This window comes from Paenibacillus graminis (genome assembly GCF_000758705.1).
Lineage (GTDB): Bacteria > Bacillota > Bacilli > Paenibacillales > Paenibacillaceae > Paenibacillus_AQ > Paenibacillus_AQ graminis.
In genome coordinates this window covers 3,914,058-3,939,284 of sequence record NZ_CP009287.1, presented here as the reverse complement: position 1 = coordinate 3,939,284, position 25,227 = coordinate 3,914,058, and the positions used below count along the sequence as shown (strand labels likewise).

At 51.1% G+C, this 25,227-nt stretch carries 18 protein-coding genes and 1 pseudogene; 13 read left to right on the top strand and 6 right to left on the bottom strand.

The features are described from left to right. The first annotated feature begins 121 nt into the window (after positions 1-121). Complete coding sequence (locus PGRAT_RS16480; RefSeq protein WP_025706203.1) at positions 122-1,609, top strand: glutamate synthase subunit beta; 1,488 nt, start codon at positions 122-124, stop codon at positions 1,607-1,609. Between the two features lie 116 nt (positions 1,610-1,725). Here PGRAT_RS16480 and PGRAT_RS33285 read toward each other — a convergent pair. Then, positions 1,726-1,911, bottom strand: a pseudogene (locus tag PGRAT_RS33285) (transposase); the annotation flags it as partial. A gap of 335 nt (positions 1,912-2,246) precedes the next feature. Here PGRAT_RS33285 and PGRAT_RS16470 point away from each other — a divergent pair. From PGRAT_RS16470 to PGRAT_RS16450, 5 genes are all read left to right on the top strand, one after another. Further along, positions 2,247-2,906, top strand: coding sequence for a hypothetical protein (locus PGRAT_RS16470; protein ID WP_025706204.1), 660 nt, complete (start codon positions 2,247-2,249; stop codon positions 2,904-2,906). Between the two features lie 10 nt (positions 2,907-2,916). After that, entirely contained in the window at positions 2,917-4,623 is a 1,707-nt protein-coding gene (locus PGRAT_RS16465; RefSeq protein WP_025706205.1) for a GMC family oxidoreductase N-terminal domain-containing protein, read from the top strand. A 381-nt stretch (positions 4,624-5,004) separates the two neighbouring features. Further along, positions 5,005-6,522: a spore germination protein gene (locus tag PGRAT_RS16460; protein WP_025706206.1), complete on the top strand. Its 1,518-nt coding sequence runs from the start codon at positions 5,005-5,007 to the stop codon at positions 6,520-6,522. 9 nt (positions 6,523-6,531) lie between these two features. Beyond that, entirely contained in the window at positions 6,532-7,710 is a 1,179-nt protein-coding gene (locus PGRAT_RS16455) for a Ger(x)C family spore germination protein (protein WP_025706207.1), read from the top strand. Positions 7,711-7,737: 27 nt separating this feature from the next. Further along, the gene (locus PGRAT_RS16450) at positions 7,738-8,847 is read left to right on the top strand and encodes a GerAB/ArcD/ProY family transporter (RefSeq protein ID WP_025706208.1); all 1,110 of its coding nucleotides are present in this window, start codon (positions 7,738-7,740) and stop codon (positions 8,845-8,847) included. 146 nt (positions 8,848-8,993) lie between these two features. Here the strand turns inward: PGRAT_RS16450 and PGRAT_RS16445 are convergent, their stop codons facing one another. Continuing rightward, a complete protein-coding gene (locus PGRAT_RS16445) occupies positions 8,994-10,991 on the bottom strand; it encodes a methyl-accepting chemotaxis protein (RefSeq protein WP_025706209.1) in 1,998 nt (665 codons plus the stop codon). A gap of 503 nt (positions 10,992-11,494) precedes the next feature. On the opposite strand from PGRAT_RS16445, the gene PGRAT_RS16440 reads away from it, so the two are divergent. Then, on the top strand, positions 11,495-13,219 hold the full coding sequence (locus PGRAT_RS16440; protein ID WP_025706210.1) for a proline--tRNA ligase: 1,725 nt from the start codon (positions 11,495-11,497) through the stop codon (positions 13,217-13,219). Between the two features lie 93 nt (positions 13,220-13,312). Then, on the top strand, positions 13,313-15,601 hold the full coding sequence (locus tag PGRAT_RS16435) for a type IA DNA topoisomerase (RefSeq protein ID WP_042266884.1): 2,289 nt from the start codon (positions 13,313-13,315) through the stop codon (positions 15,599-15,601). A gap of 124 nt (positions 15,602-15,725) precedes the next feature. Here PGRAT_RS16435 and PGRAT_RS16430 read toward each other — a convergent pair whose 3' ends face one another. The 3 genes from PGRAT_RS16430 to PGRAT_RS16420 form a co-directional block, all read right to left on the bottom strand. Further along, positions 15,726-16,463 carry a DsbA family protein gene (locus tag PGRAT_RS16430; RefSeq protein ID WP_025705146.1) on the bottom strand — a complete coding sequence of 246 codons (738 nt, stop codon included), beginning with the start codon at positions 16,461-16,463 and terminating at the stop codon, positions 15,726-15,728. A gap of 99 nt (positions 16,464-16,562) precedes the next feature. Further along, positions 16,563-17,315, bottom strand: a complete 753-nt coding sequence (locus PGRAT_RS16425) for an HAD family hydrolase (protein WP_025705147.1) — start codon at positions 17,313-17,315, stop codon at positions 16,563-16,565. 39 nt (positions 17,316-17,354) lie between these two features. Further along, the gene (locus tag PGRAT_RS16420; RefSeq protein WP_025705148.1) at positions 17,355-18,272 is read right to left on the bottom strand and encodes an ArsR/SmtB family transcription factor; all 918 of its coding nucleotides are present in this window, start codon (positions 18,270-18,272) and stop codon (positions 17,355-17,357) included. 137 nt (positions 18,273-18,409) lie between these two features. On the opposite strand from PGRAT_RS16420, the gene PGRAT_RS16415 reads away from it, so the two are divergent. The 5 genes from PGRAT_RS16415 (at position 18,410) to PGRAT_RS16395 (ending at position 23,846) form a co-directional block, all read left to right on the top strand. After that, on the top strand, positions 18,410-19,588 hold the full coding sequence (locus tag PGRAT_RS16415; protein WP_244884025.1) for an MFS transporter: 1,179 nt from the start codon (positions 18,410-18,412) through the stop codon (positions 19,586-19,588). 95 nt (positions 19,589-19,683) lie between these two features. Beyond that, the gene (locus tag PGRAT_RS16410; RefSeq protein WP_025708056.1) at positions 19,684-20,409 is read left to right on the top strand and encodes a phosphonate ABC transporter ATP-binding protein; all 726 of its coding nucleotides are present in this window, start codon (positions 19,684-19,686) and stop codon (positions 20,407-20,409) included. Between the two features lie 38 nt (positions 20,410-20,447). Beyond that, positions 20,448-21,731: a hypothetical protein gene (locus PGRAT_RS16405; RefSeq protein ID WP_025708057.1), complete on the top strand. Its 1,284-nt coding sequence runs from the start codon at positions 20,448-20,450 to the stop codon at positions 21,729-21,731. Further along, entirely contained in the window at positions 21,724-22,422 is a 699-nt protein-coding gene (locus PGRAT_RS16400; RefSeq protein WP_020431216.1) for a response regulator transcription factor, read from the top strand. Before PGRAT_RS16405 ends, PGRAT_RS16400 begins: the two co-directional genes overlap by 8 nt. Next, positions 22,419-23,846 carry a sensor histidine kinase gene (locus PGRAT_RS16395; protein WP_025708058.1) on the top strand — a complete coding sequence of 476 codons (1,428 nt, stop codon included), beginning with the start codon at positions 22,419-22,421 and terminating at the stop codon, positions 23,844-23,846. Before PGRAT_RS16400 ends, PGRAT_RS16395 begins: the two co-directional genes overlap by 4 nt. Before the next feature lie 90 nt (positions 23,847-23,936). On the opposite strand, the gene PGRAT_RS16390 is transcribed toward PGRAT_RS16395, so the two are convergent. Further along, on the bottom strand, positions 23,937-25,160 hold the full coding sequence (locus PGRAT_RS16390; protein WP_025708059.1) for a glucose-1-phosphate adenylyltransferase: 1,224 nt from the start codon (positions 25,158-25,160) through the stop codon (positions 23,937-23,939). Positions 25,161-25,227: the final 67 nt, after the last annotated feature.

Below are 25,227 nucleotides of genomic sequence, written 5' to 3'. Positions count from 1 at the left end.
AACGTTTAAGTAATATAGAATGTGCAGGTACTTCATTGCGCTGAAAAACATATGGATGCCGCAATATGCTACAATGTACTATACAATCAACACGAAGAGATCGGATGGGGGAATCGTAAATATGTCTACACCTACTGGATTTATGGAGTATAAACGCCAGCTCCCAGGTGACCGGGATCCTGAGCAGCGCGTAAAGGACTGGGAAGAGTTCCACCATCATTTAACCGAGGACGAGCTTCGGACACAGGGTGCACGCTGTATGGATTGCGGTACTCCTTACTGCCATACCGGCATTGATATGAGCGGCGGCACTTCAGGTTGTCCGGTTCACAATCTTATCCCGGAATGGAATAATCTGGTATACCGGGGATTGTGGAAGGAAGCGCTGGAGCGGCTGCACAAGACGAACAATTTCCCTGAATTTACCGGCAGCATCTGTCCTGCGCCTTGTGAAGGCTCCTGTACCGTCGGTCTGATCGGGCAGCCCGTTACGATCAAGACCATTGAGCTGGCGATTATCGATAAAGGTTTCGAGGAAGGCTGGGTTGTACCGAATCCGCCGGAGAAACGGACGGGCAAAACGGTTGCCATCGTTGGCTCCGGACCAGCCGGTCTTGCCGCGGCTGCACAGCTGAACAAAGCCGGGCATACCGTGACGGTATTTGAGCGGAGCGACCGTATTGGCGGATTGCTGACCTATGGCATTCCAACCATGAAGCTCGATAAACGGGTGGTTCAGCGCCGAGTGGATCTGCTGGCTGCTGAAGGTGTGAAGTTTGTTGTGAACACCGAAATCGGCAAAGACATCCCCGCCCAGCAGCTGGTCGATGAGTATGATGCAGTGGTTCTGTGCGGTGGTGCGACCAAAGCTCGCCGTTTCAATGTAGAGGGCAGTGAACTGAACGGCGTGATGTACGCAATGGATTATTTGAATGGAACGATTAAGAGCTACCTTAATTCCAATCTGGAGGATGGGAACTTTGTGTCTGCGGCAGGCAAGGATGTAATTGTGCTTGGCGGCGGAGACACAGGCTCAGACTGTGTGGCAACTGCACTGCGTCATGGATGCAGCAGCATTACCCAGTTCGGAACCCATGATAAGGCTCCGCTGGAGCGTGATCCTATCGCGAACCCGTGGCCGCAATTCCCGAATGTGTATACACTGGATTATGCGCAGCAGGAAGCCAAGGCTGTCTTCGGCGATGATCCCCGCCAATTTTCCATCATGACTACCAAATTTGTTGGGGATGATGAAGGCAACTTGAAGGAGCTTCACACCGTTCAAATCCAACGTATGGTGGATGAGACCGGACGCAAAATCTATCAGCCGATTCCTGGGACCGAGGCGGTATACCCGGCTCAGCTTGCGCTGATCGCTATTGGCTTCGATGGACCGGAGCAGGACATTATCGAGGAGCTGAAGCTGGATACGGACCGCCGCAGCAACGTGAAAGCCCGCTATGGAAAGTTCAATACCAATGTGGATAAAGTGTTTGCCGCCGGAGATATGCGCCGTGGGCAAAGCCTGGTGGTATGGGCGATCAATGAAGGGCGCGAAGCCGCCCGTGAAGTGGATAAATATTTGATGGGCTCGACTGTATTGGTCTAGACCCGGATATTGCACAATCTAAAAGGGGCTGTCCCAAAAGTAGTTTTCTACTAGTAGAGACAGCCCTTTCTCATTTTCAGAACCACAAAAGGTCAACAAGAGCAGCCATTCTCCCATCACTGGAGAATGGCTGCTCTTTGTTTTTGATCAATTGCAGCTTGCTTCAATAGATTATGAGCAAGGGAAAGCCAGCCGACCTCAAGCGTCACTTTATTCATGCCGCGAAGCAGAAATCGGCGGAAGCCCTGGTTATTATTCAGTTGTCCAAACACACTTTCCGGCTCTGTCATTCGACGTACGGACGTTTCCGAATTTCATATCCACTCTCTAAGAGTTCCTTGCTTTCTCTACGAAAATGTGCCGGCGCCTGAGTCATTTGTCCGAGTTTCTCACTGCTCATCTCTGCGGACTCGCCGAGTTCGTTCAGGTCCTGGCCACGGTGTTCCTGTTCTTCTAGTTTCTCTGCGGCCTCAATGTCGACAAATTTTGTTTAACTATAGGATTGGAAGCGTTAGCTGAGCTGTTCTAAGCTGCTGGTTGCTTAATCGAGTCTGAAAGATCCTCCTGGCGAATAGATATAGGTGATGGGGTTTTTTTTAGTTGATTGACCCATAACTGTACTAAAGGGGGAATTAGTATGCATCCGTCTGCAATCTATGCTGCAACAGTGGATTCCCATACCTTTGCAACATTTAGAGCACTTGTTGAGGCAATTATTCCTGATTCACCAGTGTCTGCCACATATTCGCCAGAGCTGACTGCAGGAGCAGCTGATTTGTGCATTCACGAGTATATGATCTGGGAGCTGGACCACAGCCTTTCCCTTGTACTGGGATTTGGCTTGACGGACATTCCATTGTCTTGTTCCACCGCAGGATTGCTTAATGTTGGTGCCGTCCATTTAGCCGCCTCAAGACAGCTGCAGCATCCTCCTAATCATCTTCTCTGGGAGAGCGGACCATTCAGTGCAATATCCCGGAATGACCGGATTTGTGTTCTCGCCATGCTGGAGCAAGGGAATATCGATCCTGGAGTTTTGCCTCCTCCATACCGGAACGATTTGGGGTTTACCCGGTATATGATTGACTTTCTTAACCGGCAAACGATGTTTGGCAACTATTCGGAGTGGTCGGCATACGGGACGACCCGGCTAAGGACACCGACCGAACGAAGGCTGGAATATTTCCCGGTCTCATGGAAGCAGGCGGAATATCCTGGAGTTGTGCCGGGCTACAGGGCGCTCCTTGGCTACATGCTGACCATCGAACGCAAGGGAGGGGAATCCACCATTGTATGATGCAGATGCAATGTTCGATGCCGACGTAATCGTTATTGGGTCCGGCGGTGGAGGCGCCGTTGCGGCAAAGGAGCTTGGAGAAGCAGGCTTGAAAGTGCTGGTATTGGAAGCCGGCCCATGGTACGGAAACAAACAATGGGCGAATCCGAACAGCGAGCGGGGCGGAGAGTGGAGCTCCGATTATAAGGATTTGGATGTAGGGATATACAAGAAGATCTTCAATGCATATGAAAACAATATGAATGATTTGGTGTCCGGCGTATTCCGTTTTGGGCCTGCCGACCGCCGCCGTACACCTTGGCACCGGGTAATGCGCCAGAAAGGTGACATCTGGCAGCTATCTGGCGTAGGGGGAACGACCCAGCTTTATTGGTCGCAGTCACCGCGCGCTTTCCCCCTTGCGGTCGACAATATTTGGCCGATCAGCTATCGGGAGCTGATTCCTTATTACGAAAAGGCCGAAGCCACGCTGCCGGTCCAGTTCGCGCCTACAACGCCCAAAGAAGAGCTATTTTACTACGGCGCCAAAAAAGCAGGCTGGCCGCTGATTCCGACGTTGAACGTTACGACTCCGGGGTATCGCCCGAATCCGAATGCCATTCTGCCAACCAACGAACATCTGATGGACCAGAGTTACTCGCTCGAGCAATTATCCAACATGGAGGGCTGCACCCTGAAGGGAAACTGCGTCAACGGATGCACGACCGGTTCTTCGGTCGACAAAATTGCCAAACGAAGTACCCTTGTCAGCTACGTTCCACTCGCACTCAAAACCGGAAACGTTGCAATCCGGCCGAACTCCTTCGTGATCAAGCTCTTGACGGCGCAAGATCCGAAAGAAGGACTTCGCGCAACTGGTGTGCAGTTCCGGGATACGTGGACGGGAGAAATCGGCGAGTTAACGGCTAGAACGGTTGTTATGGCCGCTGGCTGCATCGAATCTCCGCGTCTCTGGCTGAATTCGGGGTTACCCTATAACGAATGGGTGGGAAGAGGACTAACCAATCATTGCTTTGACTGGGTTGCAGGCGTTTTCGATGAAAAGGATCTAATGAGCATTATGGGCCGGCCGGCTGTTTATCCGTACGTCGGACATACTTCGGGGGCCAGGGTCGATATTCCGGGAACCGGGATTTTTCAAGTCTCTTGCCTAAGCCCAGGTCTAATGTCCTTCTTGACCTATGGGTTCAGTGAAGCGGGATATGACGCTCTTAATCCGCCGGAGCCGGGAGCGCCGTGGGATATTCACGGCCGTGTCGTCGGTCCTCAGCTCAAAGAGCTGATGATGAACTATTCCCGGACGATGAGCATACTGATCCTTACGGATGATGAGACACTCTATCGTAACAGGGTAGAGGTCGATCCACTCCTGAAAGACGAGAACGGTCCGATTCCGATCATGCATTATACGCCTAGCCCGAAGACACTGAAGAGGAGGGACCAACTGGCGAGATACGCTTCGGAAACGCTGAAGCAAGCCGGTGCCAGAAAGATTATCCGTTCAGATACCCCCTTTGGCTCCATGATCCATCTCGAATGCACGATGCGGATGGGATATGTCACCGATACGAACTGTGAGGCTTATCAAGTGAGGCGCCTGTTCATAGCCGATAACAGTGTGCATTTCAATGGCATCGGCGGCCCTAACCCTACTCTCACGACACAAGCGCTGGCTACCCGGACGGCAGAGAAGATTGTCACTAAGTATTTCAGCTAACCACCCATTGCGGTGGCATAATACAGGACGGCTCCTGATAAAGCGATAATAAGCAAAAAGGCGGCTGCTTTTCCGAGCACTTTCATTTATTGCACCCCTTCCATATGCATTCTTTTGTTATGCATGAAGTATGCACGGCGGCAGGGAAAATATACCTCAACGGAGCCCCGCCAAGGGACTATCTCAAATGCTTTGGAAAAAGCATAAGGGGATAGCCCCTTTTTCGAAACTTCAATAATTTATTTCTGTATCGCTGCTTCGGAAGCATATGCTCCTTTTTAAGGGCGGCATAGCCGTTTCCACTTGCCTCTAACTCATGGTATTTTATTCCGAATAATCCAATAATGGATGGGGAAGATTATGTTTTGATAGGAGGAGCATATGAAAACGAAAAAAAGAGTAACTGATCCTTTCGGAAACAAACTGAAAGAATTAGATAAAACAATTGAGTTGAAGATTTCCAGCGAACTGGATGACAATGAAACGGCCCTCGCTCAATTGTTTGCCAATTGCTCCGATCTAGTCGTGCGCAAACTTCATATGTTTGGCTCCATTCCGGGTATGGTCGTTTATCTGGATGTATTAGTTGACGATCAACTTTGGGATGACGGTTTCTTGGAGCCTTTGATGCAGCCCGAAGCTGCGTCCAGCAGCAGCTCCTCCCACATCTATGAAATACTGAACTTCAAATTGGCTTCCATCGTACAACCCCGTATCGCCACGAATATGAATGAAGTCGTTCAAAGCATCGTTAGGGGAGAAGTCGTTCTATTCACCCAATCCTCCATGGAGGCGTTCTCCTTTGGGCTCAAAGACAAGCTGCATCGTCAGCTTGAGGAACCGGCAACGGAGGCAGTCATTCGCGGTCCGCGATACGGTTTTATCGAGAAACTCGACATCAACCTTGCCCTCATTCGCCATCGGCTCCGGACGCCCCGGCTAAAGACGGAGAAGCTCTGTGCAGGAAGGCTTTCCCAGACTGACATGATGATTGTATACATTGAAAATCTAGCAGAACAAAGCGTAGTTGAAGAGGTGAAAAAACGGATATCCAGCATCGATATGGACAGTGTGCTGGAATCCGGTTATATCGAGGAATTGATTAGCGACCATCCCTATTCACCCTTTCCCCTGATGCAGGCAACTCAACGGGCCGATTTGGTTTCAGGTTCCCTGATCGAAGGTAAAATTGCGGTCCTGATTGACGGTTCGCCGAATGTGCTCGTTCTCCCGATCACATTCTGGTTTGGTTTTCAGACAGCCGAGGACTATTATACTAATTTCATATACATTACGATGCTACGATGGCTCAGATATCTATTTGCCTTTTTAGCGATGGCGCTCCCTGCCATATTTATTGCGATCACGACCTTCCATCAGGAAATGATCCCTACAAGCTTGGCCCTCAGCCTTGCAGCGGCGCGGGAAGTTGTCCCCTTTCCAGCAATAGCGGAAGGATTGATCATGGAAATTACCTTTGAGGCGCTGCGCGAAGCAGGAATCCGCCTTCCCCGTCCAGTAGGCCAGACGATCAGCATTGTGGGCGCACTTGTCATTGGACAGGCTGCCGTTCAGGCAGGTATTATTTCCGCTCCCCAGATCATCGTCGTATCCGTTACAGGTATTGCTTCCTTTCTCATCCCGAACCCGGGCATGAGCCAGGCGATCAGTATTATACGGTTTCCGCTTATGCTTCTCGCTGCAAGCTTCGGTCTGTATGGAGTTGGGATTGGCTTGATTTGCGTCTTGATCCATCTGGTAACCCTGAAATCCTTCGGTGTTCCCTATATGACACCAATTGCACCGTTTAACCCCACAGGACTAACGGATACTTTGATCCGTGCCCCATGGCGGGTAATGCGGAGGCGTCAAAAGCAAACACAGCGAAGAATGGAGTGAAAGGAGCAAATGACCAGAATACTCCGGACATTCAGGTTCCTGGTTATTTTCGTTATTCTCGGATTGACTACCGGCTGCTGGGACCGCAATGAAATGGACGATCTCGCTTTGGTTATGGCAAGCGGAATTGATCTTACAGAAGACGGACAGCTCGAAATAACCCTTCAGATCGCCCTCCCAACGGGAATCCCCAGTGCCGTACAGTCCGGGGGGAGCGGCAAGAAATCAGTCATCGTCATCTCGGCCAGCGGGAAGAACACATCGGAAGTGACAGGGAAACTGCAGCAGCAATTGTCTCGTGCCATTTTTTTTGGGCATAGAGGCGTCATCATTTTCGGAGAACAATTCGCCCGGCATGGTATCAATCAGGTAGTGGATACATTTACCAGATTTCCTGAGAGCCGCTCCAATAGTTATGTGCTAACAACTTATGGAGGGACAGCCAAAGAAATTTTGAACACCCCCTATCAGCTTGAACTCATTCCGGGTATCGGTATCAACAAAATTCAATCCAGCAAATTAAGCTTTCCTGTCAAAATCGACGAATTCTTGAATGCTCTGTCCTCACAAGACAGATCACCGGTTACCGCTGCCATAAGGGTCATTAATAAAGGTACTGATAAGGAAACGTTCACGATTGACCGGGCTGCAGTTTACCATAGAAATCAACTATCCGGATACTTGTCATCCGACGAATTAAAACTATTGCGCTGGTGGACAGGGAGGGGACACCATTTGAGGTTTACTGTGCAAGTGGAACCTGAGAACGAACAATACGGAGGAACCGTAGGTGTTGAACTGCTGCAAAGCGGCATGAAAATGCACTTGGTAATCAAGAATGACCTCCCCGAAATAAAGGTCTCGTTACATGCCACCGTCCGGGCGATCGATAACGATTCGAAGCTGGACCTGAGCAAAGTGAATCATATGAAACGTGTCGAAACCTTGTTGTCGAAGAAAATTCAAAGCGAGGCAGAGAGCATGTTGACGCATGTGCAAAAAGTGCTCAAGTCGGATATCTTCGGCATCGGAGAGGAGGTTCACATCGAGTATCCGTATGCCTGGAAAAAAATGAAGGATGAATGGCTTGATATTTTTCCTGAGGTTCCCGTGACTGTTGATGCCCACATCAAGATTGAACGAACGGGCAAAACGCACTCCCCCGCACATAAAGAAAAAACGGACTGACTATCAACCGGAAGAGGGCTCTTTGCGATGAAGATGAAATTGAAGGGTATACAGGTTTTCTGGATCATCCTTATCATGGATCTCGGGATGACATTGGTCATGACGGTCACCCCAAGCCTACAGGCAAAACAGGATGCGTGGATTTCCGTTATCGTTGCCGGAGGTATCGCTACGCTGATCGCACTCTTGGCGACGCAAGCCGCGAAGCTATACCCTGGGCAGACGTTTTTTGAATACATTCATTTGATTCTTGGGAAATGGATCGGCAAAGCTGTAATCGTAATTTATTTGGTTCAATGGTATACGATTACTCCGATAATTCTCCGCCAATTCTCTGATTTGGTCCAAGTCATGCTGCTTCACGGGACACCAAAAGAAGCGGTCATGCTTCTGATGATCTTCGTGATTGTCTATGCAACCTACGCTGGCGGAATTGAAGGCATTGCCCGCTGCGGCGAGGTTCTGGGGCCGATCATCTTGCTCATGATTGGCCTTGTCCTGATCGCTAGCACCAACAATATCCAATGGAGGAACATCCTCCCGGTCTATGCGGATAGCGGAATGACGGGAATACTGGGTGGGGCGCTGGCACCAGCCTCCTACCTCGGTCATTCTGTTGAATACCTTATGTTTGCCGCATTTTTGACCCAGCCGCGCAAGGGGGCGTTGTACACGTTCGGGGCCGTCTTGACCTCGGTATTCTTTGTACTGATAACAACGCTGATGGTGATCTTCACTTTAGGGGTCAATCTTTCCTCTAACACGTGGTACCCTTTTTTCGAAATGACCAAAAAAATATCACTGTTCGGCTTTATCGATAATTTCGATGCGATTCCGGTCGTCATATGGCTCGCCAGCGTATTCGTCAAATTTGCTGTGATGCTCTTCCTGATGAGCTATGGCACCGCCCAGTTTTTGCATGTCCGCAACTGGAGGAACCTGATTTGGTTCATTGCCCCGGTTATGTTTGTATTTGCGTTAATTCCCCAAGATGTAACGGAGGCGACTTCAAATTATTTGCAGCGTTACTGGGTGCCGTTTGCGATGCCGGTGAATATGCTCGGCTTGCCCTTACTCTTGCTTGTAATAGGTAAATGGAGACAAAGGAAATGGCCGGCTGCTGCGGATCATGCTTAAAACCGTATGTACAGAGGAGAGGGCTATCCCAAGCAGCCATTTCATGGCTTTTGGGACAGCCCCTTTTTAATGTGATCTTAAGAAACAATTCCGGGTAATCTAACACCTCTTATAGACGGTCCATAAGGTGTCTTGGAGGTGTGCTCCTACTCTTCAAGTTTGAAACGCTCGATTTTGTGCTGCAGATCGGCAGCCATTTTGGACAGCTCGGTTGAAGAAGATGAAATCTCCTCCATGGAAGCCAGCTGCTGTTCCGTCGCCGCCGTAACATTCTGGAAGGCATCGGAAGTCGAGCGCGCGATATTGGAGATCTCCTGGACGGATGCGGCAACCTCTTCTGCGCCCGCCGACATTTGTTCAGTGATGGCTGAGATGTCATGGATCTGGCCGTTGATCTTGGCCGTAGACTGTTCAATGCTGATGAAAGCCTCTTTGGCTTCAGCAGTAGCCTGGATGCCAAGCTCCACATCGGCAGCCACGGTATGATGAATGGCTTCATAAGTGCGGTCAATGAGTTCTGTCATTTTTTCAATGGTGTCCTGGATATTTCCGGCGGTTGTCTTCGACTGATCTGCCAGTTTGCGTACCTCTGAAGCTACCACTGCGAAACCCCGGCCGTGCTCACCGGCCCTTGCAGCTTCGATGCCCGCGTTCAATGAGAGCAGGTTGGTCTGGACGGCAATATTGGAAATAGCGGTGCTCATCTCCGATACTTGACTGTTCAGCCCATTCAACTGGCTGATCAGCTCGGAGGATTGATGGGTAGATTGGCGGATCGCATCCATTTGAAGGCTCATCTGTTCGATTTTCCGGCTGCCTGTCGATACGTCGGCTTCGGTGTCCGATGAGGACTCAACGATGGAGGAGGCAGCCTCAGCAATTTTTTGAATGCCGGATGACATTTCTTCCATCGCCCGGGCAGTTTCTGCCATCGCAGCCGTTTGGGTCTCGGCCTCCATGGAGGAATTCTGTACCAGCTCGGCAACATAGCCTGTAGCTCTGGAGTTTTCTTCTGTTGTAGCAGTCAATTGCTGGCTTGAAGAGGCTAGTATACCGGAAGTATCCGAGATATCCACAACGATATTGCGAAGTGAGCCGACCATGAGATTATAATTCTGGGCCAGCTGGCCAATCTCATCCGTACGGTTAATCTGGATCTCTTCGTTCAGATAACCTTCGCTGACACGGCGGGCGGACCGGTTCAAGCTTAGTATGGGTTTTATAATAGCTTTGATAATAAAGAACATCATCAGCAGGGCGATAACCAGAGCTGCACCCAGTACAATTAGACCATTGTACAGAACCGGGAGTGAAGCATCCGAAAATTCCTTTGTGGAGAGTACTCCGACAATTTTAAATCCGGTGGTCTTGTCGGTGGTATAGTATCCGCGCATTTGCTGGCCTGTAGTTGAACTGGCGTAGGACAACGCTCCGCTATCTTTGTCCAGCAATTGTATTACGTCTTCAGGAACATCGTCTCCAGCTTTATTCACCGGATGAGATACGAACTTGTGATTGCGGTCCACAACGAATATATAGCCGTCAGAGCCAATCTTGACATTGTTGATTATCTCACCCATATGCTTAAGTGCAAGACTTGTGGTTAAAGCTCCTTTGCCGTCTTTAAGTGTCTCGGATATGTACAGATTATAATTGCCTGTTGTCGAAGAGACAAAAGGATCAATCAAGGTAACCTTTCCTGCGTTGTCCATGGCTGCTTTGTACCAGTCCCGTGTCCGGGGATCGTACTCTTGTTTACCGGGATCGGGTGCTTTCATCCAGGCTCCGCTGCTGCTTCCTAGTGTAATAATCTCAAGTTCAGGGTGCTCTTTCATGAATAAATCAATCAGCGCACGGGTTTCCGGCTTCTTGGCTTCAATGTCAGCAGTGGTGATCTGCTGGCTGAGCTGCTGAACATTCCGTTCAGCGGCAATGATGGTTTCCGTGATCGTTCCTTGGAGCAGCTCTACGCTGGAATGTGTAGATTCCTGCATCTTCAGTTCCAATTGCTTCTTCGAACTGGAATAGGAGAAATAGCTCACAAGGAGGATGGGGATAACTAGCATCAGAGTGAAGATTAGCATCATTCGCTTCTGAAGTGATCTGGATGCAGCTTTTTGGAATACTCGTTGAATAGTGTTCATTGTAGTTTCTCCCCCTTGGATACGGAAAAAATGATCGCTCAATCTCCCCGTAGCCTTTCTTTGATAAACTCTATTGATATATTCGGTTGATTGACACATTAATTTCATATCTAATGCGCTAGGTCAAAAATATTTAATTTGTGCATTGCTTTTTATTAAACTATTGAAGCTTGACGCAGCCCCGAAAATCGTATAGATTAAAAACACTATTTATATCGAACAGCATTGACCGAGGATCTATGTTTCAACGATCGTTAGTACAGAGAAGGGATTCACCGGCTGAAAGGTCCCTCACCATACGAGAGAAGCATATCCTGCCTTGGGAGCTGCAGCATCCCATGCTGCCGGAATCGGCCGTTATCCGAATGGAGGACTGCTAGGATAAGGAGCGGCAGTCGAAACAGGGTGGTAACACGGCACATTCGTCCCTGACGGATGTGCCTTTTTTGTGTTCATTTGAGGCACTGGATACCACTTAATTTACTGAAGAGAGGCTGATTACTATGCGCCAAAGCAATCTGTTAGCAACCACACTGCGGGAAGCGCCTGCGGAGGCCGAAACCGTTAACCACCAGCTGCTGCTGCGTGCCGGATATATCCGCCAGCTGGCAGCCGGAATTTATACGTATCTGCCCCTGGGGCGGAGGGTCCTGCGCAAGATTGAAACTATCGTGCGGGAGGAAATGGACGCCGCCGGTGCGCAGGAAATGCTGATGCCTTCCATGCAGCCTGCAGAGCTGTGGAAGGCATCGGAGCGCTATGAGGTCTACGGAAAAGAACTGATGAAGCTGAGCGACCGTCATGACCGTGAATTTGTGCTGGGGCCAACCCATGAAGAGGTCATCACTTCTCTTGTGCGGGGCGAAGTTAGCTCGTACCGGAAATTGCCAATTACCGTCTATCAGGTCCAGACGAAATTCCGCGATGAGCGCCGTCCCCGTTCCGGTTTGATGCGGGGGAGAGAGTTCCTGATGAAGGACGCCTACTCTTTTGACACCCGCTGGGAAGGGCTGGATGAGACATACAGCAGGATGTATAAGGCGTATCAGCGGATTTTTGACCGCTGTGGTCTTGTCTACCGGGCGGTGCAAGCCGATGCCGGGGCGATAGGAGGCGAAGGGGAAACCCATGAATTCATGGCCATATCGGGCATAGGCGAAGATACGATTGCGGTATGTTCTGCATGTGATTATGCCGCTAACCTGGAGCAGGCTGAAGTTCATGCAGAGGCGGAGGCGGAGGCGGTTCAGCGGAACGCCAGCACTCTGCCTGCTGCCGAGAAATTTCACACCCCTGGAATCCGCACGGTTGATCAACTGGAACAGGAGCTGCAGATTGAACCGGAACAGGTGATCAAGACGCTGATCTATCAAGGCGGAGGCAAAATCTTTGCCGTGCTCGTTCGCGGGGATCATGAGGTAAATGAGGTCAAGGTCCGGAACTATATCGGAGCCAGTGAAATTGCTCTGGCTGATTCTAAGACTGTACAGGCTGCGGCCTTCGTTGAGAGCGGTTTTGTTGGACCGGTTGGGCTCACTTTGACTTTGCTGGCAGATCAGGCAGTAGCTGCAATGAGTGAAGGAATTACCGGAGCCGGAGAACGGGATTTCCACCTGCGCCATGTGGTGCCTGGCCGGGATTTCACTTTGGAACATGTGGCGGATTTCCGCACAGCAGAGGAAGGGGAGAGCTGCCCTGTTTGCGGGAAAGGTGTCCTGCATTTTCAGCAGGGAATTGAAATCGGGCATATCTTCAAGCTGGGGACGAAATACAGCGAGAAGCTGGGTGCTTCTGTTCTGGATGCCACCGGGCAGAGCAAACCGATGATTATGGGCTGCTATGGTATCGGAATTTCGCGTCTGCTGGCTGCGGTGGCTGAGCAGAACAACGATGGGCAGGGGCTTATCTGGCCTGCGGCATTGGCGCCATACCAGGTTCATATCCTGCTGATGTCGGTCCAAGACGAGGTGCAGACAGCGGCTGCAGAAGCTCTGTATGAACAGCTTGCCCAGCTTGGAATTGAAGTCTTGCTGGATGACAGGGATGAACGCGCAGGTGTGAAGTTCAAAGACTCGGCTCTGATGGGGATACCTGTAACCATTGTTGTAGGCAAGGCTGCAGCCGAGCAGAAAGTGGAATATATGGACCGGAGATCAAACAGCAAAGAGGTCATTGGCATAACAGAAGCGGTATCGCGAATTACTTCCGGCAGGACTGTTGAGGGGTAAAGTTTCCGGGAATACGTTAAAAAGTGGCGGAGTTGATGGTATAATAGACTACTGGACGTATTTTGGAAGATTGAGGCTAAGGAGCGAACCTTTTTGAAGACACTTATTATTGCGGAGAAACCGGATATGGGGCGGAATATCGCCGCCGCAATAGAACCGAAGGCCAAAAACTACCGTTCTTATCTGGAAGGCGAGCAGTATATCATTACCTGGGCCATCGGTCATCTGATCGGTCTGGCCGAACCGGAAGCATATGATTCAAAGTACAAAAAATGGAACATTAACGACCTGCCGATCATTCCCGAGGAGTTCAAGCTGGTACCGAATGCGCGTACCCTGGATCAGCTGAAGGTGATTGGGGAGCTGGCAAAACGCAGCGACCTGCTGGTGAATTCCTGTGATGCCGGGCGTGAGGGGCAGCATATCTTTTCGCTGATTCAGCGGCATCTGAAGCTCAGCCAGCCTGTGAAGCGCCTGTGGATCTCCGACCTGACTCCGGAAACCATCCGCAAAGGGTTTCAGGAGCTGAAGGACGGATCGGAATATGAGAATTTGACTAAGGCCGCCAAGGCGCGCAGTGAGGCGGATTGGCTGATTGGGATGAATGGCTCGCGTGCGTTCACGACCAAGCATAATGTGCTGCTCTCGGTAGGCCGGGTGCAGACGCCTGTGCTTGCGCTGATTTATGACCGGCAGAAGACGATTGAAGCTTTCTCCTCGCTGAAATTTTTTGAAGTTGAAGGGCATTTTACCCAGAATGAAGTGGTATACAAAGGGATGTGGCAGGGGGAGCGGATGACCGACGGAGCGAAGGCTGAAGCGCTCGCTGCCAAGGTCAAGGGCAAGCCGGCCAGGATCGCATCCTACGAGGTGAAGGAGACTAAGGAATATCCGAACAAGCTGTATGACTTGACGCTGCTGCAGCGGGAAGCGAACGGCAAATATTCTTTTTCGGCAAAAAAAACGCTTGATCTCGCCCAGGCGCTTTACGAGAAGCATAAGGTGATTTCCTATCCGCGTACCAATTCGAACTATGTCACCGAACAGAATATTCCGGAAATGCATAAAACGCTTTCGGCGCTTCAGGGCACAACCTATGACGAGTGGGTAAAAGGGGCAAACCGGAATCTGGTGCACAAAGGCAACAAATTCATCTGCAACCCTGCCAAGGTTGAGGATCACCATGCCATACTCCCGACGAACCGCAAGGCTTCCGGACTGAGTACCGATGAGGCCAAGCTCTATGATCTGATTGTCCGCCGTTTTCTCTCACAGTTCTATCCGGCTGCTGAGTATAAGGTGCACACCGTTATTACTGAGGTGGAAGGCGAAAACTTCAAGACAACGGTCAAGGAACTACTGAGCCTGGGCTGGAAGGTCATCTACGGCGATCAGAAGAAGGATAAGAAGCCAGCCAAAGGCAAAGGCAAGGAGGAAGACGAGGAAGAGGAAATTGAGGTCAATGAGCCTTTCTCCATAGACTCGAATGCCGGTGTGCTCTGCAGCGATGCCGTGGTCAAAGAAAAGGACACCCAGCCGCCCAAGCACTATACCGAAGGAACCCTCTTAAAAGCAATGGAGAGCGCCGGCAAGCAGATTGAAGATGAAGAGCTGCGCGATGCCATGAAGGATTCTGGGCTGGGCACACCGGCTACCCGGGCGGCAACCATTGAACGGCTGAAGAATGTCGGTTATGTGGAGATGCAGGGTAAAAAAATAGCCATTACCCAAAAGGGCCGTACGGCCATTGAACTGATCCGCGGTGCAGGCGTTGAACTGCTGACTTCGCCGGAAATGACCGGGCAGTGGGAGCGGCGTCTGAATGAAATTGCCAGAGGAACAGCGGCAGACAGCCAGTTCATGGCGAATGTGAAACGCTTCGCCTCTATGATTGTGGATAAGGTCCGGGTGCAGTCCCGGGCGGACAGAACTTCCTTCGAAGGAGAGACACCTTCGCTCCGCGGTGGAGCCAAAGGCCGGAATGCTGCTGGTTCCGGCAAGGCGGCCGAAAAACCGGCGCCAAGGAAGCGCAGCGGGGAAGAGGGGAGCACGGCTGCTGTGAAGCCTGTCCGCAGCAGGCAGACTTCCGCCGGAAGTGCATCGGATACCGGGCCCAAGATCATTGGAGCCTGCCCGCGTCCGGGCTGCGGCGGCATGATTTTTATGGGCCGCAAAGGTTATGGCTGCTCCCATTACAAGGAAGGCTGCAAATTCGTTATCTGGAAAGAATCGTATGGCCGGACGCTTACCGATGCCCAGGTGAAGGCGCTGATCGAGAAGGGGAAGACCGGCAAGCTTAAGCTCACTGCAGAGGATGGCACACCGCTGGAGGGCAAGCTGGTGCTGAAGAGCAGCGATACCGGACAGCTCGGCATCGAGTAAGAGCTTGCCCTGCCCTGGACGGGCTGCCGCCGCCATGACAAAAGAGGATGTGCCCGGCCAGCAAACATGAAGGCCGGGCACATCCTCTTCTTTTTTCATAAACAGATCCATTCACCTGATCTGGCTACTGCTGGGCTTCAGCCAGTCCGGCTTCAATCGCAGCGGTCAGACCGTCATAAGAGGAGTCCGGAAGCAGAATGCCGTCAACCATGAACTTGGGCGTGCCGTTCACACCATAGGAGCCGGCGATTTTGAAATCTTCCTTCACATCATACATATACGTCTGGTTCTTAAGATCCTGCTCGAACTTGGTGTAATCAATACCGCCGATGTTCTTTTTCACGAAGTTCAGGATGAATTTCCGGGTCGCCCATATTTTGCTCTCATCCCCTTGGTTCTCGTACAGCTTATGCATGTACTCCCAGAACTTCTCATTACTTTGTTTGTAGATGGCTTCACCGGCACTGGCGGCAAGATAGGAGTCACGGTCGAGAAAGGCGTAATTCATGAAGTACAACTGTACTTTACCGGTATCCACATAATCCTTGATGAAGGTGTCCAGATAGGCTGCGGTCCATTTTTTGCAGGCAGGGCATTTGAAATCAGCGAATTCAATGACCTTCACTTTGGCATTTTCACTGCCCAGATGCGGCTGCTTCTCGTATTTCAGCCCGTCAACAACGATGGTTCCTTTGACATCCGTGTAGTTCGGGAGATCGTTGAGCTCGGCAGTTTCACTGGCTGTGCCTTTGGTTGTGACAAAGACAAGGACTCCAATGAGCAGAACGACAACGATTCCGAGCAGCATTGGCAATAATCTTCTATTGCCCGCTGAGGTGTTGGGATTTGCTTTCTTGTTCATTGCTGACCTCCTGCGTGATATGAAAATCTACTCCATAAAGTATAATCACACCCGCAGCAGGCTGAATATGTCATTTGTAACAAACGATGAAGAAGCGCATCACCCGTGATTTTTGTGCAGGGCAGCAGAGCGGATGACAGGCGGCACCTCGCTGATGGAGGTGATCGTCTGGACGGACTGCTGCATCTCGCGCTGCAGCTCAATGAGGTTGTAGAGCCATTCATTTTGCTGCTTCAGATAGATGCTGTTGATGCCAGCAGTCAAGGCGGGAAGCACATCTGTACGGAGGGAATTACCGATCATCCATGTGTTTTTGCGGTCAAAGCTATGCGTGCTCAGGATATTCTCCAGTGCCTCCACATTTTTGTGCTGGCGGATGTAGATCCGGTCATTAAAATAAACGTCAAGCTTCATTTGTTCAATTTTGCGCTGCTGGATAGTATCGTCCCCGCCGGTGTAAAGGTAAAGCGCATGCCCGTCCTGCTTCAAAGTGTCCAAGGTCTCCACCATGCCGGGGTAGGCCTCAACCTCCTGATCATAGACGCTCATACCGAGCTTCATCAGCTGCTGTTCCTGATAAGGGTCAGCAGGCCGGTTGTATTTGATGCAAAAGAAACGGTACGTCGCGATGAGGGATTTCGGAAAATTATCGCTGGCGAGTCCGCTTGAGCTTACAGTTTGTACATCTATTTCTACCTGTTTGCTGCGGAATTCGGCGGTTGTCCCGCCATACTCACCAAACCATTCGGACATCAGCTCGAAATATTGCCCCAGAATAAGGTCAAAATATTTATTGCAATGCACCAGGGTGTCATCAAGATCGAAAATCACTTGCTGTGTCAAATATTTCATAATGCTCACTCCTAATAAGTATCTATCTCTAAATCATTATTATATACGAATATAGGACTCCAGGAACATCTGAAGTTCCGAAGCTCCATCAGGTCTGATGCTGTAGCGCTCTGTGCCTTCTCCCCGCAAATGCACCCGCAGCAGGCCGGCGACGCGCAGAATGAGCAGGTGGTGCATCAGCATTTCCCTCGTTTGGTTCAGCTCGGACTGCATTTCCCACATCGTCTTGGGCTCATGGGCGATAAAGCGCAGCATACGCAGCCGGGTCGGGTCGGAGAGGGCTTTGGTTAAGCGGAGCAGCACGGTAGGCGGCTCGTCTTCACTGTCCTGAGGCACATCGACAGGATATTGCACCAGCATCAATCTTTTATAGAAGCAATAGGTATTGATCGGCCGGTTGTGGACGGTAGGCAGCAGTACTATTGTCTCCAGCTCCGGAATGTCCTCGATGACCATGCCGCCGGACGCATATTCAATGAGGGCGACGATATCCATTTTGCTCTCCAGCATTTTTTTCTCCGAGGCGTCCTCGATCATCAGCGGCAGCATCTTTTGCTCCGTATGGCGGAAATACTGGTCGTACCACAGCCGCAGCAGCGGTGTGTAGCCGTATTTGATCCGGGCGCATTCTTCCAGAGAGAACTCTTCAAAAAAAGGCGCTGTACGCTCAAAGCATTCCTCAAGCGAACAGGCCTCCAGCTCATCCAGGAATTGGGTGACTTTTGAAGCCGGTCCTCTGCTGTACGCCCATGCGTAGAGCACATCATAGTCACCAAAAGGCCATTCGGCAGCCTGGCGCAGTGCAGAAATCTGCTGCGGGGCGATGCGGCTGTCGACATCGCGGATCCAATCGGGTCCGATGTCCAGATTGGAGATCCATTTTCTTGTTACATATAACATAAAACTGTCCAGCAGTTCATATACCGGCGATACATCAATTTCTAATTTATAGTTCACGAGCTTGCACCCCCAGGAAATCGGTCACTTCTATATATTATCTCTTGTTTTGAAGAAGGTTGTCCACTATAATGTTCGGTGTTTGCGAGGGCGGTGTAAGTTTCCGTAATCATAGAAATACATAGGAGGATTCATCCGTGCCAGACAGTACCGCTACATCTGTGAACCAGAGCAGTAAACTGAATTACTTCATTCTGATTACCGTTATCATCGCCGCGGGACTCAGCCAGGGCTTGCTACTCCCGGTATTATCCATTCTGCTGGAGCAAAAGGGGATCTCTTCCTCGCTGAATGGCCTGAATGCCGCCGCACTGTATGTAGGCTCGTTCGCGATGACCCTGGTGGCGGAACGGATTCTCAGCGGGATCGGTTTCAAAAAATTGATCGCAGCCGGAATTAGCATTGTACTGGTGTCGCTCCTTTTATTTCCGCTGCTTACTGGAGTTAAAGCCTGGTTTCTGCTGCGCCTGCTGGTTGGCGCGGGGGATTCGGCCATCAATTATGCTGCCCAGCTCTGGGTGCTGCTGATGACGCCTGCTGCGCACCGTGGCCGTAATCTCTCCCTGTACGGGATGTCTTACGGGCTCGGCTTCAGCCTCGGGCCGCTTGGCATCAGCCTGCTGCGGTTTGGACAGGCAGTACCTTTTGCGGCGATTGCTCTGCTGTTTCTGCTTGTGCTGCTCCTCGTGCTGGTCAAGCTCCCGGACTCCCGTCCGGACAAGGTCGAGCATGGAGAGGGCCAGGCCCGCCGGTTCGCCCGCAGCTACAGTCTGGCATGGTATGCGCTGATCCCGGCCCTTTTATACGGGTATATGGAAGCAAGCCTGAACAGCAACTTCCCGGTATACGGGCTGCGCATCGGCTTCAGCGCCAATGAGATCGCGGCGCTGCTGCCGTTCGCAGGGATTGGAGGCCTGCTGCTGCAGATGCCGTTAGGCATATGGAGCGACCGCTACGGGCGGAAGAAAATTCTGATTGTCTCCGGGGTTGGCGGGGGATTAGCGTTCGCCCTTCTGCCGCTGGCGCAAGACCGGTTCTGGTGGACCCTGGCCGTGCTCATGGCAGCCGGCGGGCTTGTAGGCTCTTTTTTCTCGCTGGGCCTCAGCTATGCCGCAGATATCCTGCCGCGCAATCTGCTGCCTGCCGCCAATGTAGTTTCTTCATTCCATTACAGCTTCGGCAGTATTATCGGACCGGGCCTCGGCGGCCTGCTGCTGCAATTCGGCTGGGGCGGCGGGGTATTTCTCCTGATGGGCATTTTATATATTTTGTTCGGCCTGGCCGGGTTATTATTCTCGCCACGCCAGACGATTTGAGGTAAGATAAGAACGAGTGCTCGCATGGAATTTGATCCCGCTTTCAGAGTACACTATAGAGTAGAGTAGAGATGAAGACAGGGAGAGGCTGAACTATGATCACAGTTGAACATTTGGCCAAGGCAGTCGGGGAAGACAAAATTCCGGTACTGCAGGATATTGGCTTTCAATTAGAAGAAGGTGAATTGGTAGTGCTGCTCGGAGCGAGCGGAAGCGGGAAGTCGACGCTGCTGCGCTGCCTGGCGCTCAAGGAGAAATGGGACCGCGGCAACTTCAGGGTAGATGGAATGGATATTATGAAAAGCGCCTTTGCCGGCAAACGCAAGATCAGCCGTGAATGGGCGTACCTTGAACAGAATGCGGAGCTGAACCCGAACCGGACGGCGCTGAAGAATGTGCTGATTGGCCAGTCTTCCCAGACTCCGCTGTGGCGGATGGTGACCGGCATGGTGCGGTCGGATGATTACATGGGCGCAATGGATCAGCTTGATTTGCTCGGTCTGCTCGACAAGGCTAAGCTGAAGACCAGCCAGCTCAGCGGGGGGGAACGCCAGCGCGTGGCTATTGCCCGCGCATTAGTGCATGGCGCCAAGGTTATACTGGCAGATGAGCCGGTGACCGGCCTTGATCCCAAATCGGCGGAAAATGTGCTGGAGACACTGCGCAAACTGTGCAAGGAAACCGGGCTTACGGTCATCACCGTGATCCCGATCGAGCTGGCGGAGCGTTACGCCACCCGAATCTGGGTGCTCGAAGACGGAAGAATCAAACATGATGTGAAGGGCCGCAGACTGACTTCCCAGGAGCGCGCCCGGCTGTAATGAACCGAACTGAAGGCAACCGGGAAAGAGTGATGAAGTTGAGTAGACAAGTTCTGAAGCGCCTGGCGGCGGTGTCATTGTCACTGTCTGTGCTGTCGGGCTGCACCTTCATCAGCGATCCTGTTTCGAAGATGAGGGCGCCGCAGCTGTCCGCCGACAAGGCGTCATTGAAGACAGCGATCAATTCCCTGAAGCCTGCCGGCTCCACGCTGATTCGTCCGGCCAATAATGATGACAGCGCCATTTTTACAGAGGATCTGGACATGGACGGCACTATGGAGACACTCGTTTTCTATCTGACGAAGAATGAAACGGTGCAGATTCACGGCATGATCCTGGAGAAGCACGATAAAGACTGGGCGAAGAAGCTGGTGTTCGACGGCAATGGAACCGGACTGGATTCTGTGAATATTCAGGATGTTACAGGTGACGGCAAGCTGGATATCATTGCAGGCTATTCGCGCGGAGAAGAAAAGGGAATGGTGGTATACAGCTATTCAGACGGGGTTCTGGAGGAAATACTGACTCAGCCTTACACCAAATATTTGCTGGACGATCTGAACGAAGACGGAATTCAAGACATAACCGTTGTAAATTTCAAACGCAATGAATTTGTCACGATTGCAACCTATCAGTACAGCGACGGGTTCAAGGTTCTGGATGAACTTGATGATCTGGACCCGTATTTTAATAATTATTACAATATTGTCTCAGGAAAAGTAGCCGAACATAAAGAAGGTATCATCTTGGATGCTGCGGTTGATTCCCATTCGGCCTATTCAACTATGGTAGTGATGGAGAACAACAAGCTGCGTGTGGTTGTTCCGGGGGACGCCAGAACCTTCAAGGAGCGTAAGATTGTCAGTGAAGACATCGACGGCGACGGGATTTTGGAGATCGGTCTGCTTGAGCCTCCCAAGGGCTGGGAATACTTCGATCCGCAGACCATTCCGTATTTTAATTCCTATTATAAATGGGATGGCAAGAACGGACTTACCTTCTCCGATCAGCTGTATCAGGACCCGTCGGACCGCTTCACCCTTAACATTTTACCGAAATGGTATGAGAAGGTGACAGTTGACACCAAGTCCGTCCAGGACAAATATCTAAGATTCATCATGCTGGACACTGGAGAGACGGTCGCTGAGGTTTCATTCTTTACTCCTGCGGAATGGGACCGGGAGAAAAATGAAGGCTGGGAGATGCTCGGAAGCGATATGGACAAAATTATCGGCTACCGGGGAGAACTGGAGCAGAATACAAGCGGGGGAGACAGCAACAAAATCACCTCGCCTATTGAAAGGAAGGGAATCGATGAGTAAAGTACTGATCCTGGAGGATGAAGAATCCATCCGGAGTTTTATTGTGATTAACCTGAAGCGCAACGGGTTTGAGGTGCTGGAGGCCGCAGACGGGAACGAGGCGCTTCACAAGCTGACAACGGTGCCCGATATTGATATCGCACTGCTGGATGTAATGGTGCCGGGGATCGACGGATTTGAGGTATGCAGACGAATCAGAGAGACCAATGAGCGGCTGGGGATTATTTTTCTGACCGCGAAGGTTCAGGAGCAGGACAAAGTCTATGCGCTTTCGGTAGGAGCAGATGACCATGTAAGCAAACCGTTCAGCCCTACAGAACTGATCGCCCGCATTCAATCCCTGCTCCGCCGGGTCAATGTGCATCGTGAGCAGTCAGCCAAGGTTTCTTTTCAGTCCGGGCCGTTTACGCTGGACCTGATTTCCAAGCAGTTCAAACGCAGCGGTGAGGCGATTGAGCTGACCCCGACTGAATTTTCACTGGTGCAATATTTCCTGGAGATGGAGAACACCCCGCTCAGCCGTGATTCACTGCTCGATCATGTCTGGGGCAAGGAATATATGGGCGATCCCAAAATAGTGGATGTGAATATCCGCCGGCTGCGGCAAAAAATCGAAAATAATCCGTCGGAGCCGGAATATCTTCAGACCGTGTGGGGTCACGGCTATAAGTGGAAAGGCCAGGGACAATGATCAAGAAGGGGATGCGCAGACAGATTGTATTGCACTATATTTTTGTCGTCTTTGTGGCGCTTCTCCTCGTTGAGGTTATATTCCTGCTGGCGATCCGGACGTATTATTACGACAGTGTCTACAGTAAAATCACAACGCATATCGGGACGGCAGAGGATTTCCTGAAATATGAGATTTCCGGAGAACGCTCACCCAATCAACTGCAAAAGCTGCTCGATTTCTTCGAAATGGACTACACGGAACTCCAGGTGCTGACGCAGGATGGGAATATGCTGATCAGTTCCACCGGATTTCAGCCCGACCGCACCATTACGACAAGTGATGTCCCGGAAGCGGTGGGGGGGAGTGTCGGCCGCTGGGTGGGCCGCCAGCCGGGGACGAACGAAAGCGTAATGGCCGTTTCCAAGCTGGTGCATATCAACGGGCGCGAGACATATGTCATCCGTTATGTTACCTCAATGGAAAGAATCGACAGTGATCTGCTGAACCTGACGCTGGTCTCCATTGGGATTGGTTCAGCGGTTATGGCGATTGTCGTTTTGTTCAGCTTTGGTCTGGCGAATTCTATTGTCAAGCCGCTGAAGAATATCACCGCTGTCTCCGCGCAGATGGCGAAGGGCAAATTCACTACCCGCATCAAAGGCGATTACCGCTACGAAATCGGTGATCTGGCTTCGACGCTGAATTATATGGCGGATGAGATTATCCGCAGCAACCAGATCAAGGATGATTTCATCTCCTCCATCTCGCATGAGCTGCGGACTCCGCTTACCAGCATCAAGGGCTGGAGCGAAACGCTCGTATCCGGCGGTTATGATCCGGAGGAAACCAAGCTGGGCATGGAGATCATCTCCAAGGAAAGCGACCGGCTGATCGGGCTGGTGGAAGAAATACTCGACTTCTCTAAGCTGCAGCAGAATGAAATGAAACTGTCCATGGGACGTGTGGATATCAAAGTGCTGCTGCAGGAGACCATTCTGAATATCTGGGCCAAAGCAGAGAAAAAACGCATTCACCTGCTGTTGGAATGTGACGAAACGTTCTATATCAAGGCTGATGCCAACCGGTTGAAGCAAGTGTTCCTTAATCTGGTGGACAATGCTGTGAAGTTTTCTCCCGAGGATTCAAGCATCGTCCTGTCTGCACACCGGCTGCCGGGCAGTGAACTTGCGGTTATTGTGCGGGACAGCGGGATAGGTATCAGTGAGGCCCATCTCGGCAGAGTGCGCGACCGCTTCTTCCAGGTGGATGCCCTGAATGGGGGAACAGGTTTGGGACTCGCGATCTCACAACAAATTGTCGAGCTGCACGGCGGCAAGCTGGAAATGGACAGCGAGCTTGGCAAGGGAACGCAGGTGACTGTGATTTTGCCGATGACGGAGGAGCTGGCGCCGGAGGCTCCAAAGGAAGAGAAACCACTCTAGTCCAAGCTTGGACTAGAGACAAAATAAGGGATGAAGAAACTGTCAATGACAGCTTCTTCATCCCTTATTCAGATTGGAGCGTTATTCTGATTAAGAAGGAAGGCCCTCTGCACGCAGACGTCCAGTTTTCTCGTAGACTTCCTGCAGCAGGCGGGAAGGCTGGGTCTTAATGACCGGCTTAGCGGCAACGATCTCATGCGGGCCAACGACGACAATGTTGTCCGGACTGCCCTTAATCACGGCCCCGTCCTTTATGACAGCCCCTTCACCAATAATGGCATTCTCAATCAGCACGCCCCGTCCGATTCTTACGCCGGGCATAATGACACTCTGTTTCACCAGGCTCAGCTTGCCGACCTCAACGCCGCCAAAGACGACCGAACGGTTCAGGCTGCCTTCCAGCAGGCAGGAATCATTCACAAGACTGTCAGCAGAAGGGATTTGAATGCGGGGTTTATGCGCAGCTGCCTTCGTCCGGCGGGCCCGGCTGTACATCGGCCAGCGGGAATTGTCGAGCTTGAAGCCGTTGCCTTCGTGCAGCAGATCCATATGAGCTTCCCAGAGACTGTCAACCGTACCTACATCCCGCCAATATCCCTTGAAACGGTAGGCGAACAAAGCTTCGCTGCCATCCAGCATAGCTGGAATGACATCTTTGCCAAAGTCATGGCTGGAGGCTGAATCGGCTGCATCCAGCAGCAGATGCTCTTTGAGGTATTTCCATTCAAATAAGTAAATCCCCATAGAAGCAAGGTTGCTCTTTGGAACCTTGGGTTTTTCGGCAAATTCTGAAATTTTAAGCTCATCATTCACGTTCATTACCCCGAAACGGCTGGCCTCATCCCAAGGCACTTCCATCACGGAGATGGTGGCTTTTGCATTTTTGCTGATATGATAATCGAGCATTTTCCGGTAATTCATATGGTAAATATGATCCGCCGACAGAATAAGAACATGTTCTGGCTTGTGGCTGTCAATAAATTCAATATTTTTATAAATGGCATCGGCTGTTCCTGTGTAGCTGTCTCTGCCTTCAACGCCGGAGGGTAGCAGCTTCACTCCTTTGCCCGACTCGGTATGGAGCCCCCAGGGCTCACCTTCACCAATATGGTTATGCAAAGAATTGGCTTCATACTGAGTCAGTACCCCAACAGTATCAATATTGGAATTCACACAATTGCTGAGGGGAAAGTCAATGATTCTATACTGTCCTCCGAAAGGGACTGCAGGCTTAGCCATGGTGGTTGTCAAGGGGGCGAGTCTGCGCCCTTCCCCGCCTGCCAGCAGCATGGCGATACATTCTTTTTTACTCATTTGTTATCCCTCCCATTTTTTTGTCAATGCTTGTAATATACACGCTGCGCAAGCACTTGAAACGCAT

What these genes read in the sequence shown, in the direction of transcription:
- PGRAT_RS16480 (WP_025706203.1), top strand. Translation starts at nt 122, where the DNA reads ATGTCTACACCTACTGGATTTATGGAGTATAAACGCCAGCTCCCAGGT.
- PGRAT_RS16470 (WP_025706204.1), top strand. Translation starts at nt 2,247, where the DNA reads ATGCATCCGTCTGCAATCTATGCTGCAACAGTGGATTCCCATACCTTT.
- PGRAT_RS16465 (WP_025706205.1), top strand. Translation starts at nt 2,917, where the DNA reads ATGTTCGATGCCGACGTAATCGTTATTGGGTCCGGCGGTGGAGGCGCC.
- PGRAT_RS16460 (WP_025706206.1), top strand. Translation starts at nt 5,005, where the DNA reads ATGAAAACGAAAAAAAGAGTAACTGATCCTTTCGGAAACAAACTGAAA.
- PGRAT_RS16455 (WP_025706207.1), top strand. Translation starts at nt 6,532, where the DNA reads ATGACCAGAATACTCCGGACATTCAGGTTCCTGGTTATTTTCGTTATT.
- PGRAT_RS16450 (WP_025706208.1), top strand. Translation starts at nt 7,738, where the DNA reads ATGAAGATGAAATTGAAGGGTATACAGGTTTTCTGGATCATCCTTATC.
- PGRAT_RS16445 (WP_025706209.1), bottom strand. Translation starts at nt 10,991, where the DNA reads ATGAACACTATTCAACGAGTATTCCAAAAAGCTGCATCCAGATCACTT.
- PGRAT_RS16440 (WP_025706210.1), top strand. Translation starts at nt 11,495, where the DNA reads ATGCGCCAAAGCAATCTGTTAGCAACCACACTGCGGGAAGCGCCTGCG.
- PGRAT_RS16430 (WP_025705146.1), bottom strand. Translation starts at nt 16,463, where the DNA reads ATGAACAAGAAAGCAAATCCCAACACCTCAGCGGGCAATAGAAGATTA.
- PGRAT_RS16425 (WP_025705147.1), bottom strand. Translation starts at nt 17,315, where the DNA reads ATGAAATATTTGACACAGCAAGTGATTTTCGATCTTGATGACACCCTG.
- PGRAT_RS16410 (WP_025708056.1), top strand. Translation starts at nt 19,684, where the DNA reads ATGATCACAGTTGAACATTTGGCCAAGGCAGTCGGGGAAGACAAAATT.
- PGRAT_RS16400 (WP_020431216.1), top strand. Translation starts at nt 21,724, where the DNA reads ATGAGTAAAGTACTGATCCTGGAGGATGAAGAATCCATCCGGAGTTTT.
- PGRAT_RS16395 (WP_025708058.1), top strand. Translation starts at nt 22,419, where the DNA reads ATGATCAAGAAGGGGATGCGCAGACAGATTGTATTGCACTATATTTTT.
- PGRAT_RS16390 (WP_025708059.1), bottom strand. Translation starts at nt 25,160, where the DNA reads ATGAGTAAAAAAGAATGTATCGCCATGCTGCTGGCAGGCGGGGAAGGG.